Source organism: Cellvibrio polysaccharolyticus (assembly GCF_015182315.1).
Taxonomy (GTDB): Bacteria; Pseudomonadota; Gammaproteobacteria; order Pseudomonadales; family Cellvibrionaceae; genus Cellvibrio; species Cellvibrio polysaccharolyticus.
The window spans coordinates 3,907,547-3,921,797 of the sequence record NZ_PRDL01000001.1 but is presented as its reverse complement, the minus strand read 5'-3'; the positions used below and the strand labels follow the sequence as shown (position 1 = coordinate 3,921,797).

Annotated in this window: 13 protein-coding genes and 1 tRNA gene; 13 read left to right on the top strand and 1 reads right to left on the bottom strand. The window is 54.8% G+C overall.

All coding sequences use genetic code 11. The features are described 5' to 3' along the window. Positions 1 to 116: 116 nt before the first annotated feature. Entirely contained in the window at positions 117 to 896 is a 780-nt protein-coding gene (locus tag C4F51_RS16555) for a ParA family protein (protein ID WP_193911691.1), read from the top strand. Positions 897 to 1,007: 111 nt separating this feature from the next. On the opposite strand, the gene C4F51_RS16550 is transcribed toward C4F51_RS16555, so the two are convergent. Then, the gene (locus C4F51_RS16550) at positions 1,008 to 1,766 is read right to left on the bottom strand and encodes a ComF family protein (RefSeq protein WP_235992354.1); all 759 of its coding nucleotides are present in this window, start codon (positions 1,764 to 1,766) and stop codon (positions 1,008 to 1,010) included. A 106-nt stretch (positions 1,767 to 1,872) separates the two neighbouring features. Between C4F51_RS16550 and bioB the strand changes: the two genes are divergently transcribed. From bioB to infB, 12 genes are all read left to right on the top strand, one after another. Continuing rightward, the gene (bioB, locus tag C4F51_RS16545) at positions 1,873 to 2,931 is read left to right on the top strand and encodes a biotin synthase BioB (RefSeq protein ID WP_193911689.1); all 1,059 of its coding nucleotides are present in this window, start codon (positions 1,873 to 1,875) and stop codon (positions 2,929 to 2,931) included. A 71-nt stretch (positions 2,932 to 3,002) separates the two neighbouring features. Beyond that, on the top strand, positions 3,003 to 4,187 hold the full coding sequence (bioF, locus tag C4F51_RS16540; RefSeq protein WP_193911687.1) for an 8-amino-7-oxononanoate synthase: 1,185 nt from the start codon (positions 3,003 to 3,005) through the stop codon (positions 4,185 to 4,187). After that, positions 4,180 to 5,790 carry a malonyl-ACP O-methyltransferase BioC gene (gene bioC / locus C4F51_RS16535; protein ID WP_328701406.1) on the top strand — a complete coding sequence of 537 codons (1,611 nt, stop codon included), beginning with the start codon at positions 4,180 to 4,182 and terminating at the stop codon, positions 5,788 to 5,790. Before bioF ends, bioC begins: the two co-directional genes overlap by 8 nt. Before the next feature lie 27 nt (positions 5,791 to 5,817). Beyond that, entirely contained in the window at positions 5,818 to 6,516 is a 699-nt protein-coding gene (bioD, locus tag C4F51_RS16530; RefSeq protein ID WP_193911685.1) for a dethiobiotin synthase, read from the top strand. A 53-nt stretch (positions 6,517 to 6,569) separates the two neighbouring features. Further along, positions 6,570 to 7,244 carry a DUF2459 domain-containing protein gene (locus C4F51_RS16525; protein WP_193911683.1) on the top strand — a complete coding sequence of 225 codons (675 nt, stop codon included), beginning with the start codon at positions 6,570 to 6,572 and terminating at the stop codon, positions 7,242 to 7,244. Between the two features lie 133 nt (positions 7,245 to 7,377). Further along, a complete protein-coding gene (locus tag C4F51_RS16520; protein WP_193911681.1) occupies positions 7,378 to 7,617 on the top strand; it encodes a hypothetical protein in 240 nt (79 codons plus the stop codon). Positions 7,618 to 7,627: 10 nt separating this feature from the next. Beyond that, entirely contained in the window at positions 7,628 to 8,479 is an 852-nt protein-coding gene (locus C4F51_RS16515) for a putative metalloprotease CJM1_0395 family protein (protein WP_193911679.1), read from the top strand. A 26-nt stretch (positions 8,480 to 8,505) separates the two neighbouring features. Then, complete coding sequence (locus C4F51_RS16510) at positions 8,506 to 8,685, top strand: DUF3094 family protein (protein ID WP_193911677.1); 180 nt, start codon at positions 8,506 to 8,508, stop codon at positions 8,683 to 8,685. A gap of 275 nt (positions 8,686 to 8,960) precedes the next feature. Next, a tRNA-Met gene (locus C4F51_RS16505) sits at positions 8,961 to 9,037 on the top strand. Between the two features lie 257 nt (positions 9,038 to 9,294). Continuing rightward, positions 9,295 to 9,762, top strand: a complete 468-nt coding sequence (rimP, locus tag C4F51_RS16500; protein WP_193911675.1) for a ribosome maturation factor RimP — start codon at positions 9,295 to 9,297, stop codon at positions 9,760 to 9,762. A 99-nt stretch (positions 9,763 to 9,861) separates the two neighbouring features. After that, entirely contained in the window at positions 9,862 to 11,343 is a 1,482-nt protein-coding gene (gene nusA / locus C4F51_RS16495; protein ID WP_193911673.1) for a transcription termination factor NusA, read from the top strand. Positions 11,344 to 11,396: 53 nt separating this feature from the next. Then, positions 11,397 to 14,180, top strand: coding sequence for a translation initiation factor IF-2 (gene infB / locus C4F51_RS16490; RefSeq protein ID WP_193911671.1), 2,784 nt, complete (start codon positions 11,397 to 11,399; stop codon positions 14,178 to 14,180). Positions 14,181 to 14,251: the final 71 nt, after the last annotated feature.

Sequence of the window (14,251 nt, the reverse complement as noted above, 5' to 3'; positions counted from 1 at the left end):
ATCGGTAGCATCTGTGGCGATTGCTCGGGTTTTGCTCATAAAGCGCTAAAGTGTGTACAGACTGTGGCATTATTGACCGCTTCTGACGACATTCCTTTCGGCGAGCGGAGCTCTCTATGATTAGCGTGGCGTTTTACAATTTGAAGGGCGGCGTAGGAAAAACCACCACGGCGGTCAATATGGCGTGGCTGGCGGCTGCGGCGAATAAAAAAACCGTGTTGTGGGATCTCGACCCGCAAGCGGCTGCTACCTGGTTTTTTCAGCAGAATACCGACAGCAACCGGGCGATCAAACTGCTCGATAAAGGCAAGCCGGTAGCGGAGATGATTCTGGCCACGCCTTTTGCCAACCTCACGGTAATTCCCGCCGATCTCAGTTTGCGCAAGCTGGATAAAACTTTTAACAGCGCTGGCGAAAGTCGCAAGTTGTTCAAAGGTCTGCAAAAGTCCTTGTCGGAAAAGGCCGATGTACTGATTTATGATTGCCCACCCACCTTGTCGCCGGCGATGGAGCAGATTCTGTCGGAGGTCGATGTTCTGTTAATTCCGATGATTCCCAATCCGTTATCCATCCGGGCGATGGAACAGGTCATCCACTTTTTCGAGAGTCGCAAGCAAGCGCCACGGCGAATCGTCGGTTTTTTCAATCAGGTGGATTTACGGCGGCGCATGCACCGTCAGGCGATAGAAAGCCTGCGTCAGATGCCGGTGACCATGTTGAAAACCTGGATTCCCACCGACGCAGCGGTAGAGCAAATGGCTTTGCGCCAGGCGCCGCTAGCCAGCTATTCCGGTAGTGGCCGCGCCGCACCGGCGTATGCCGCTATGTGGAAAGAGATTGCCCGTTTGTTGCGTCAGTCGGAACAAGTCGCCAGCACCGAGGGTAAAAGCTCGTAATACAGCTGGACCGAACACGGTAAATTTCGAGGGCGGGTAGCCGGGAAGTTGGATTGTTCGTAAAAAAACAAACCGGTAAATCGCACGCTTCCGGCTTCTGCAACTTCGGCGCTAACGCCGTTCGGGGGTTCGCGCCACCGCCCACAAATGTACTTCCCGCGCCCCGTTTTTCAGTAGCAGGTTAGCCAGCTCGCGTGCCGTTGCGGTGGTGGTTACCACGTCGTCAAGAATGGCAATGCACTGGCCTTGAATGGTGGCTGCCGCAGCGGGTTGCAGTGTGAAAGCACCGCGCAAATTTTTCTGACGTTGTTGCCGATCAAGCCCCTTCTGGCTGGGCGTGCGGCGGCGGCGCCTGCAGCCGTTGTCCAAACTCTTTATCTGTAAACCTTTCGCCAGCGCGCCGCTCAGCAGGCTGCTCTGGTTAAAGCTGCGCACCAGTCGGCGCCGCCAGTGCAGCGGTACCGGCAAAATCAGTGACGGCCATTCGCAATCACTGTCGTCATAGGCATTTTGCATAAAGGGAATTAACAGGCTGGCGAGGGCTTTGCCGCTGGTCAGGTTGCGGCGGTACTTGAAGCTGGAGATCAGATAGTCCAGCGGGTAGTCGTATAAAAACGGGATGAACGCCCGTTGAAATGCCGGTGGGCGATGCAGGCAATGACCGCAAAAACGGCTGTCGGTTGTCAGCGGAATGGCGCATTGCTGGCAGGCGCGCTGGTGGTTGAGCCAGGGCAAATCCATTTCGCAATCGTCGCACAGCAAGCGCTCGCCAAGGCGCCTGCTGCATAGCAAGCAATAGGTAGGAATCAGCTGGTGGAGCAGTTTTCGCCATGGCCAGCGGCGATAGAGTTGCTTGAAGGGCGGTATCATCAACATATCCTTATGTTTTCGTTGTTAACCAAAAATAAAAATCCGGTTGACAGCAAAGGTTGGCTCAGCAAGTATAGAGACCTCATCTCTACTGTGGTTATTATCCATGAATGCGACCTTACAACAACTGATCCGCCACAACTGGACACGCAAGGAAGTTCAAGCTCTGTTTGCCTTGCCCTTCAGTGATCTTATGTTTGAGGCGCAAACCATGCACCGCCGCTTCTTCAACCCGAATGAAGTGCAGGTCAGTACCTTGTGTTCGATTAAAACCGGCGCCTGCCCGGAAGACTGTGCTTATTGTCCGCAGTCTGCCCGTTACGACACCGGCCTTGAGCGTGAAAAGCTGATGGCGGTAGAAAAAGTTATCGAAGAAGCCAAAGCGGCTAAGGCCGGTGGCGCAACCCGTTTTTGTATGGGCGCTGCCTGGCGTTCACCCAAAGGGCGCGATATGCCTTATGTCACCACCATGGTGAAAGGCGTTAAAGCGCTGGGGCTGGAAACCTGTATGACGCTGGGTATGCTCGACGAGCAGCAAGCGCAGGATCTGGCCAGTGCCGGTCTGGATTATTACAACCACAACCTGGATACCTCACCGGAATTTTACGGTGACATTATCACCACCCGCACCTATGAAGACCGTTTACGCACTCTGGCCAACGTACGCAACGCCGGTATGAAAGTATGCTGTGGCGGCATTGTTGGTATGGGCGAAGAAGAAGGCGACCGCGTTGGTTTGCTGTTACAGCTGGCCAATATGGCCGAGCATCCGGAATCGGTGCCGGTAAACATGCTGGTAAAAGTAGAAGGTACGCCGCTGGCCGATCAGGCCGATCTTGATCCGTTTGATTTTATCCGCACCATTGCCGTGGCCCGCATTATTATGCCGCGCTCTCATGTGCGCCTGTCTGCCGGTCGCGAGCAAATGAACGACCAGATGCAAGCGATGGCCTTCCTGGCCGGTGCCAACTCGATTTTCTACGGCGAAAAATTGCTGACGACCGCCAACCCGGAAACCAACAAAGACATGCAATTGTTCCAGCGTCTGGGCATCAAGCCGGAAGCTTACGAAGTGCACGAAACCGAAGAAGAATATGAATCTTCTCTGGGCGTAAAAGTAGAGCAGGCGCGTATGGATCCGTTTTTCTATAACGCTGCCAGTTAATTCTGTTCAGCCCCGGTCTGCCACTGGCAGGCAGGGGTTGTTTGCTATTGATCTCCTGCCCGGGCTTCTTCATGTCCACCACTCCTGACTCCATTCTCTTGCCTGCGCTGCAACAGCGTCGGGCCGAGCAACGCTATCGCCACCGCCGCACCTTGCAAACCGCCCAAACGCCACTCCAGCGCCTGGATGGTCAGCAGCGGATCGCATTTTGCAGTAATGATTATCTTGGCCTGGCGAACCACCCGGAAGTGATCGCGGCGTTTCAGCAAGCAGCTGCGATTTATGGTGTGGGCAGTGGCGCGTCCCACCTGGTTAACGGCCACAGTGCCGAACATCAGGCGCTGGAAGAAGAGTTGGCAGCATTTTGTGGCCGCCAGCGGGCGTTGTTATTTTCCACCGGCTATATGGCCAATATGGGGGTGATCTCGGCGCTGGTTGGTCGCGGTGATGCGGTATTGGAAGATCGCCTGAATCATGCCTCGCTACTGGACGGCGGTTTGCTCAGCGGCGCCCGTTTTCAGCGTTTTGCCCACAATGATGTTGAGCAATTGTCATCGCGGCTGGCGCGTACAGACGCGCAGCGCAAACTGGTGGCGGTCGATGGTGTGTTCAGTATGGATGGCGATCTTGCCCCGCTCGATCAACTCGCCACCTGTTGCCAGGCGCATCAGGCCTGGTTGATGGTTGACGATGCCCACGGCTTCGGTTGTCTGGGCGAGCGCGGTGCCGGTGTGGTTGAACATTTTGGTCTGGGGGTGAATGAAGTGCCTGTGTTGATGGCCACCCTGGGCAAGGCGATGGGCACTGCCGGCGCTTTTGTGGCCGGTAGCGAAACGCTGATTGAAACGCTGATTCAATTTTCCCGCCCCTACATTTATACCACCGCGATGCCGCCAGCGGTGGCGGCGGCAACCCGCGCCAGCCTCAAGGTGCTGCAGGCCGAACCCTGGCGGCGCCAGCATCTGAACGCATTAATTAAACACTTTCGTGAAGGTGCCAGCCGTTACGGCTTGGCGCTGGAGCCGTCAATGACCGCTATCCAGCCGGTAATTTTAGGCGATGAAGCGCGCGCGTTGGCGGTTTCTGCTGCGCTGGAAGCGCGCGGTTTTCTGGTCATTGCCATTCGCCCGCCAACCGTACCCGCCGGCAGCTCGCGTTTGCGTATTACGCTGTCGGCGGCACACACCGTCGAGCAGGTGGACGCCTTGCTGGCGGCTCTGGTTGAAGTTCTGCAAGAGTTGCCCCCCAGTGAATAAAACCCTCCGAATTTCACCGCAAGGTCTGGCTTTGCATTGCTGGTCCTCAAACGCTGGCGGGCTGCCAATAGTACTTATTCATGGCTGGGGAAACGACAGTCATTGCTGGCAGCCGTTGTTGCCAGGTTTATTGCAGCTGGGGCCGGTCATTGCTGTGGATCTTCCCGGGTTTGGCGAAAGTCAGCCGTTACCGGTATTTAATGAAAGCACGCTGCTGGATGCGCTCGCTGACATACTGCCGGATCAATGTGTACTGTTAGGTTGGTCGCTGGGCGGCATGTTGGCGCTGGCGCTGGCGGAACGTTTTCCCCGGCGGGTACAGCAACTGATTACCCTCGCGGCCAACCTGAAATTTGTCGCCGATGAGTGCTGGCCACAAGCGATGGCGCCTGCGGTCAATCATGCCTTCAACGAAGCCTTCGCCGCCAGCCCGGATAGCACCCGTAAACGTTTCACCAGCCTGATAGTTCAGGGGGATGAGCAGGAACGTGCGTTGCTAAAAACACTGCGCCAGCAGGCGCCGGCCAGCATGGCGCCAGGAGTAGGTGAGCAGGCCCTGGCGCTGTTGGCCAGTTTGGATAATCGCGAAACGTTTGCCCATCTGGTGGTGCCCGGTTTGCATATCCTGGCGGAACAGGATGCGCTGGTTCCAGCCGCCGTGGCGCCGCAAATGCAAGCGCTGAATGCTTCGCAGCAAGTCATGGTGATAGACGGGGCGGCTCATGCCTTGACGTGGAGCTGCCCAAAAACATTACTGCAACATCTGCAACGCTTTTTGCCAGCAGTGCCAGCAGTGCCAGCAGTGCCAGCAGTGCCAGGAGCCGCCGCACGCAGCAAACAGCGTATTGCCAATGCTTTCAGCCGCGCCGCTGGCAGCTATGACAGCGTGGCAACACTGCAACGGGATGTCGCTGACGCGCTACTGGCAACCTTGCCCTCTGTTGATCGGGCAACCCTGCTGGATCTCGGCTGCGGCACCGGCTATTGCCTGCCAGCCTTGCAGCGCCATGCCAATAACAGCCGCTTGCTGGCGGCCGATCTGGCTTTGGGCATGTTGCAGTTTGCGCGCCAGCAGCGTGCGGTTGATGCTGACTGGGTCGTCGCCGATGCAGAAAACCTTCCCTTTGCCGATCAGAGTATTGATCTGGTGGTATCCAGCCTTGCGCTGCAATGGTGTGAGCAGCCGCAACAGCTATTTAATGAATTGCGCCGGGTTTTGCCGGTGGGTGGCCGCCTCCATTTCAGTACCCTTGGCCCGGCCACGCTGAAAGAGTTGCGCGCCGCATGGGCTTCGGTAGATGATTATGTACACGTCAATGATTTTTCGGACGAAGCGCTGTTGCGCACCGCCTTGCAGCAGGCCGGTTTCGTCATCGATAACTGGACAACCGACATACGTACGCTGTGGTACGGCTCGGTGGTGGAGTTAAGTCGCGGCCTGAAGGCCCTGGGTGCGCACAACTCCAACCCCGGGCAATCGCCGGGTTTGACCGGTCGCCAATCGTTGCGCCAGCTTGAAGCGGCCTACGACATTTTTCGCAGCGATAATCTGCTGCCGGCAACCTATGAAGTTTTTTACATTTCAGCCATTGCCGCCAACTAATCAGCGGGAGTTACCCGGAGAGTATTTGTGAGACATCGCGCCTATTTCGTTGCCGGTACGGATACCGGTGTTGGCAAAACCCTGTTTTCCACTGTGTTATTGCAAGCGGCGCTGGATCGCGGTTTGCGCACCGCCGCTGTAAAACCGGTGGCTGCCGGTTGCGAGCAAACCCCCGAAGGCCTGCGTAATGATGATGCGCTACGCTTGCAGGCGGTAACCACCGAGCCATTGCTCTACGAACAAATCAACCCGATAGCCTTAAAAGCCGCCATCGCCCCGCACATTGCCGCCGCCCGGGAAAACCGCCGCCTCTCGGTGGATCGGCTGGCCGGTTTTTGCCGTGGCGTATTGGGCAAGGCTGATCTCACTCTGGTAGAAGGTGCCGGTGGCTGGCGAGTGCCGCTCAACGCTTTTGAAACCCTGGCAGATCTGGCGCGGGTGCTGCAATTACCGGTTATTCTGGTGGTCGGTATTCGGCTGGGCTGCATTAACCATGCGCTGTTGACCGCCGAAGCCATTCGCCGCGACGGGCTGACGCTGGCGGGTTGGGTGGCCAACCATGTCGATCCGGAAATGCCTTGTCAGGATGAGAATGTTGCTACGCTGGAACAGCGTCTGGGTGCACCTTGCCTGGGGCGGCTTGCCTGGCGTGAGGGGGAGGAATCGCCGGCGGCGTTTGTGCCGGATCTCGATAGTGAGCAAATTAGCGCCTTGCTGCCCGGTTAAGCACTATGTTGTCCCGCTCATTCATATCCGACTTATTCATAAGAGGATGGTTGATGGTCTGCTGGCTCTCTTTAATCGGTTGTGCAAGTCAACCGCAGGTCAGTGCGATACCGGTGAAGGATGCGCCGCATATTATTCATGTGGTGCAAACCGGTTGGCACACCAGTCTCATTGTGCCAGCGGCGGCTTTGCAACACTGGAGCCCCCGCTTGCAGCAGGACTTTCATGACCAGCAGTATTTGCGACTGGGTTGGGGCGATGGCGATTACTTCACCGGCAAGAACAAACACTGGACTGGCGCCACCCGGGCGCTTTTCGCATCCGGTTATTCCGCCTTGCAGGTGCTCGCCTACAACTACGAGCCCTGGTCAGAGCTGGTCGCGGAAAATCACACCCTGGTGGCGGTTACCGACGAAGGTATGAAAACCCTGGCCACTTTTGTTGAGCGCAGCATCGCCCGCGATGAAAATGGCAATGTAGTTTTTCTTGAGCCAACCAAAGCCAATGACAACGTTTTTTATCTTGCCGCGCCGCGTTATGGCCTGCTCAGTAACTGCAATACCTGGAGTGTCAATGCGTTGCGCGAGGCCGGTTTGCCTGTGCGTGGACTGAACCTTACCGCTACCCGTGTTTACCAGCAGGTCAAACAAATCTCTGCCATCCAGCAGGCAGCCGGTGTTCTGCCGGCGTCATCATTGATTTCTACAGATAGCTCGGCGGTTCGCTGACCGGCAAAACGCCTTGCCGCCGGTTTCTTTCTCTCTGTATTCATCTGCCAAAATAAAAAAAGCGGCAACAATGCCTGTTTTTTGACCGAAAACTGGCTTAGACTGAAAACAGAATTGGCGCGAGGATGCAATGATGGAAATCAGTAACAGTGGTGCATGGGTTAATCAGGGGCTTATCGGCATGCAGCGCAGCCAGGCAGAAATGACTGCCTCTGCCAGGCAAATCGCTGAAGCGCCAGCCGCAGCCGGTGCAACCGATCTTGCTACACCGTTGGTGAACCTTGTTGTGCAGTCAACGTTGTTTGACAGCTCGGCCAAGGTTGTCAAAACCGCGGATCAGGCGCTGGGCAGTTTGCTGGATGTGCGTGCCTGAGTGCTGAATCATGATTGGCCAACTGCCTCCGGTCTATGCCAACGCGATTACCCCTTTTGCTCTACCGGGCAGACAGCCGGTAGGGCAGGAAACCCCCGACCTTAAAAATTCCACCTTCAAATCCCTCGAAGAAGCCGCTGAAAGCGGTTATCTGCAAAACCGTCGTCTTCCTGAAGATCACCCCGATTACCCCGATGAACAGCGTTCGCCCAAACATTCCCGGTCATCTGCGGGCGATGTGGATGCTGACGCTGAAGCAGCGCTTAAAAAGGAAGTGCAACAACAGCAGGAACAGGAAGACCGCCTGGTTATTGAAGTGCTGGTCGCCCGGGACCGGGAAGTGCGCGCCCATGAGCAGGCGCATGCAGCGGTCGGCGGGCAATATGCAGGCAGCCCGGTTTATACCTATGAACGTGGTCCGGACGGTGTGGCTTATGCGGTGGGCGGCGAAGTATCCATCAGCACCGGTGCTATTCCCGGTGATCCCGAGGCGACCCTCGCCAAGGCGCGTCAAGTGCGTCGCGCTGCACAAGCCCCGGCAGAAATGTCACAGCAGGATCGTCTTGTAGCCGCAGCCGCTGCGCGCATGGAGATGGAAGCACTTACCCAAATCATGACCCGCGAAACCGAAAAGGTTGCGGAGCCCGAGCGCTCGGCGTCCTCCTCGGCAATCACGGTGGAAGAATCCGAAGCATCCGAAACGATTGCAGCGGCGCCTGCTGCCGAGGATGAAGAGGCCAATAAAGCCCTGGCCGAATCGGCCCATCAACAATGGCTTGCGCTCAATCGCCGGTTTCACGATATGGGCGTCTGGGGTAATTCAAAGCCGGCACCGGGAAGCTTTCTCGACAGTCGGGTTTAAGCCTTCTTTAAGGGAGAATAATAACAATGCCAGCCAGCCTGTCGCCGGAAGACCAGCGTCGTGTTAATAAGGTTATTCGTCAGGGTGTTAATCAGGTCGAGCGAAAACCCTTTCGTGGCTGGGTATTGTTGGGTGTCATTTTGTTGGTGCTCACACTGTTAAGTGTATTCAGTTACGGCATCGCCGTGTTTCATGGTGTTGTGTAACGTTGTAACTTCTTTATATCGTCCTCGCCGCTCAGGCCCGAGTCTGTTCTTTCTTTATCGTCGCGCGTGAACAAGCCCGCCTTCTTTAAGGCGTCAGGGCAAAAGTGTTCCGGTAAGCACATTGTGCTCTGGGCGATGGGGTTTGCCGGGAAAGTAAGCCAGACGGTGAGGTTTGGCGATATCTTTGATTTTTTTGAAATTTCTTCTTGACGGGTGCAAGCATCGTCCCTATAATTCGCGTCCTCACTTGAGCAGATGTTCAAATGAGTTTCAGTCGCGGGGTGGAGCAGCTTGGTAGCTCGTCGGGCTCATAACCCGAAGGTCGTTGGTTCAAATCCAGCCCCCGCAACCAGTTTTGATGTTGATGTCCGCTGAACAGTGCACATGTGTAAGTCTCGGGGTCAATAAAGGCTAAAGCCTGCAAATACTGCTGTTGAAAAGTTCAACAGCACCAAGAGCCCCTTTAAGGGGCTTTTTTGTATTTGTTTTCCGGCCAGGTATCTCTGGCGGGGATCAAGCAAGAATCGTTAGTGGGCCTGGTGCCCATTTTTTATTTGTGGATCTTTTCCGGCCTGCCGTCCGGATAGTCGTGGATCGGGTGGTTATGCTATGGCATCCAAACAGGAACAATTACAGGCTCTCATCGCACCGGTGGCAGAATCGCTCGGGTGTGAATTGTGGGGTCTTGAATACCTGACGCAAGGTAAATACACCACCTTGCGTTTATTTATTGATGGTCCGGATGGTGTATCTCTGGAAGATTGCGAAAAAGTCAGCCGCCAGGTTAGCAGCGTCATGGACGTGGAAGATCCTATCGAAGGTGAATACACCCTGGAAGTTTCTTCACCGGGAATGGATCGCCCGCTGTATAACGCTAATCAATATGCTCGCTATGTAGGTGAACAAATTAATGTCCGTCTGCGTCTGGCGCGCGATGGCCGTCGCAAATTCAAAGGCACCATTATGGCTGTTGACGGTGACGATGTGCGGCTCGCAGTGGATGGCAAAGAGTATGTTCTTGCTGTTGATGCGATTGATAAAGCAAACATTATTCCCCGTTTTAGTTTTCCAGAGTAATCAAGCGTGCCTGCCGTTTTGCGGTTGGGCACAAACCCGGACACGTTCTGACTCGGTCATTGCAGAGAGTCAGCTTGATGAGTTAACAGAGGCAATCAAATGAACAAAGAAATTTTGCTGGTCGCTGATGCGGTGTCCAATGAAAAGGGCGTCGACAAGGAGCTGATTTTCCTGGCGATCGAGACTGCTCTGGCGACCGCAACCAAAAAGCGTTTTGATGAAGACTCAACCATTGAAGTGAAAATTAATCGCACCACCGGTGATTACGAAACCATTCGTAGTTGGGATGTGGTTGCTGATGATGTGCTGGCTGAACTGGGCACTCAATTCACAACTGAAGAAGCTCACGAAAAAGATACCGCGCTGAAAGTTGGCGACACTTACCGCGAAAAAATTGAAAACGCCGAATTTGGTCGCATCGCTGCACAAACTGCCAAACAGGTTATCGTGCAAAAAGTTCGCGAAGCCGAGCGTGCGCAAATGGTTGATGAGTACCGCGATCGTGTGGGCGAGTTGATCAGCGGTGCGGTTAAAAAAGTAACCCGCGACAGCATCATCGTTGATCTGGGTAATAACGCTGAAGGTCTGTTGCCGCGCGACCAGTTAATTGGCCGTGAAATTTTCCGCATGGGTGATCGCGTTCGTGCACTGCTGCTGGATGTACGCACCGAATCACGCGGTCCGCAATTATTTCTGAGCCGTTCCTGTCCGCAAATGCTGATTGAACTGTTCAAAATTGAAGTGCCGGAAATCGCTGAAGAAGTGATTGAAATCAAAGGCGCGGCGCGCGACCCTGGTCTGCGTGCAAAAATTGCAGTAAAAACCAACGATGGTCGTATTGATCCGGTGGGCGCCTGTGTGGGTATGCGTGGTTCACGTGTACAGGCAGTTTCCAACGAACTGGGCGGCGAGCGTGTTGATATCGTGCTGTGGGACGATAACCCGGCGCAATTTGTTATCAACGCCATGTCTCCTGCAGAAATCGAATCCATCGTTGTTGATGAAGATGCCGGCTCCATGGATGTCGCTGTGAATGAAGACAACCTGGCAATGGCAATTGGTCGTGGTGGCCAAAACGTTCGTCTTGCTTGCGAATTGACGGGGTGGGATATCAACGTGATGAGCGTTGCTGATTGGCAAGCCAAGCAGCAAGCAGAATCCGGCAGCTACATTCAGGTGTTTATTAACGCCCTGGACGTGGATGAAGATATCGCTGCGGTACTGGTGGAAGAAGGTTTCACCACGCTGGAAGAGGTAGCTTATGTACCTCTTGAAGAAATGCTTGCCATTGACGGTTTTGATGAAGACATCGCTGAAGAATTGCGTGCGCGTGCCAAAGATGCGCTGCTGACTCAGGCACTGGCTTCCGAAGAGCGTCTGGAAGGTGTTGCACCGGCAGAAGACCTGCTGAATATGGAAGGTATGGATCAGGTGCTTGCGATTGCGTTGGCGGCACGGGGCATCATTACCATGGAAGATCTGGCTGAGCAGGCGATTGATGATTTGCTGGACATCGAAGGCGTCGATCAAACCCGCGCTGCTGCGCTGATTATGAAAGCCCGTGAGCCCTGGTTTGCTTAACTGCTGCCAGATTATCCGTTGTAAGGGCAATGAAAAAATACTGAGGAAAAACAATGGCAGAAGTAACAGTTAGTGAACTCGCCAACTCTGTTGGGGCACCGGTTGAGCGCCTGCTGAAGCAAATGCAGGAAGCCGGGTTAAAACAGAAATCAGCAACTGAACTCGTCTCTGACGACGAGAAGCAGAAGCTGCTGGCATACCTGAAAACCAGCCACGGCGAGTCTACTACCGAGCCAAAGAAAATTACGTTGCAACGTAAAACCACCACCACGATCAAAACCGGATCCGGTGCTGCTCGCAAGACGGTCAATGTTGAAGTGCGTAAGAAGAAAACGTACGTCAAGCGTGATGAAAATGATCAACTGTCCGACTCTGTTGACGGTGATGAAGAACTGACATACGAAAATGACGAAGCGGTAAACGTGGAAGCCGCCGCACCAGAACCGGTTGAAGCTATCGAAAGCGCGCCGGAAGTTGAAGCGGCACCTGCACCGGTTGCGGAACCTGAAGTAGTTGCTGAAGCGCCGGTTGTTGAAGCCGAACCTGCTGCTCCGACAGAAGAGCCCGCAGCACCTGCACCGATTCAGCCAATTCGCACTTCATTCACCGATGGTGTTGAAGAGAAACGTCGTGCCGCTCAGGAACGTCGTATGGCAGAAGAAGCGCAGCGTAAAGCTGACCTGGTTGCCAAAGAAGAAGCGCGTCGCGTAGAACAGGAAAAAGCCGCCGCCAAAGCCGCTGCTCCGGTTGAAAACAAAGCTCGCCCGGCAGCTAACGCTGCTGCACCGGCCAAGCCCAAGCCCGCACAAAATGCGGCTGCGGCACAGGATGACAGCAAGCATCCTGCTCGTAAGAAAGAAGTTCGCCGCGAAGGTGGTGACCTTGATGAAGAAGAAAAGCAGCACTCCAAGCGTGCTGGCAAGTCTTCCAGAAAAACCGCTACGCCGAAAAAATCGGCCAAGCAGGAACTGTTGGATATTGATACTGACGATGGTGAAGATACCGACGTGCTGGCTCGCCGCAAAACCATGCGTGCGCACCACAAGGCATCCAACAAACACGCATTCAAACGTCCGACGGCAAAAATTGTGCACGATGTAGAAGTTCCGGAAACCATCACTGTTGCTGATCTGGCGCAGCGTATGACCATCAAAGCCGGTGAATTGATCAAGCAGCTGATGCGTATGGGCACTATGGCCACTATCAATCAGAGTCTGGATCAGGAAACTGCGCAACTGCTGGTTGAAGAAATGGGTCACAACCCGGTGCTGGTCAGCAGCGATGCGATTGAGCATGAACTGGCCCAGTCGCTGGAAGTAGAAGGTGATGCGGTTACCCGTGCGCCGGTGGTTACTGTTATGGGTCACGTTGACCACGGTAAAACATCGCTGCTCGACTACATTCGCGAATCACGCGTAGCGGCCGGTGAAGCCGGTGGTATTACCCAGCACATTGGTGCCTACCGCGTTTCTACCAGCCGTGGCGAAATTGCCTTCCTGGATACTCCTGGTCACGCCGCGTTTACCGCCATGCGTGCTCGTGGTGCCCGCGCAACTGACGTTGTTATTCTGGTTGTTGCTGCGGACGACGGTGTCATGCCGCAAACCGAAGAAGCGATTCTGCACGCTCGTGCTGCTAACGTGCCGTTGGTTGTTGCTATCAACAAATGTGACAAGCCGTCTGCCGATCCGGATCGCGTTAAAAACGAACTGGTTGTGAAAGGCGTTATTCCGGAAAACTACGGTGGTGACACCCAGTTTATCGAAGTATCTGCACACACCGGTCAAGGTATTGAAGAACTGCTCGAAGCGGTTTCGCTGCAAGCAGAAGTGCTGGAATTGACCGCTGTGGTTGATGCCGCGGCAAAAGGTGTTGTGATCGAATCGCGTGTTGATAAAGGCCGCGGTGTGGTTGCAACCCTGCTGGTACAATCCGGCACCCTGAAGCACGGTGATCTGGTACTGGCTGGTCAAAGCTACGGTCGCGTACGTGCCATGAGCAACGAACGCGGTCAGCAAGTGCGCGATGCAGGCCCGTCTACTCCGGTAGAAATTCTGGGCTTGGACGTAGCGCCAAGTGCCGGTGATGATTTCGTGGTACTGAGTGACGAGCGTAAAGCGCGTGAAGTTACCCAGTTCCGTGCCGAGAAAGAGCGTCAGGACAAGCTGGCTCGTCAGCAAGCCTCCAAACTGGAAAACATGTTTGCCGGTATGGATGCAGGTCAGAAGAAAACCCTGCCTGTAGTGGTTAAAGCGGATGTGCGCGGTAGTCTGGAAGCGATTCTGGCTTCACTGGGCGACATCGGTAACGAAGAAGTTCAGGTTAACGTGGTGTCCTCCGGTGTGGGCGGCATTACCGAAAACGACGTGAACCTGGCGTTGACCACCGGTTCTATCATTGTTGGCTTCAACGTACGTGCTGATGCGACTACCCGTCGCCTGGCAGAAAACGAAGGTGTTGATATTCGTTACTACAGCATCATTTATCAGTTGCTGGACGAAATCAAAGCGGCACTCAGCGGTATGCTGGATCCGGAGCGCGTTGAAACCATCGTTGGTATTGCCAACGTGCGTGAAGTGTTCAGCTCACCGAAGTTTGGTCAGGTTGCCGGTTGTATGGTGGTTGAAGGTACCGTATACCGCAGCAAACCGATCCGCGTACTGCGTGACAACGTGGTGATCTTTGAAGGCGAACTGGAATCGCTGCGTCGCTTTAAAGATGACGTTAACGAAGTTCGTAACGGTACGGAATGTGGTATCGGTGTGAAAAACTACGACGTTAAAGTCGGTGATCAGATCGAAGTTTACGAAGTGAAGGAAGTGGCGCGTCAGTTGTAATCTGACCCGTGTCACTGATCGCCCCGGGCTGCTTTGCAGCATCCGGGGCGTTGTTATTTTTGCCGGTTGAA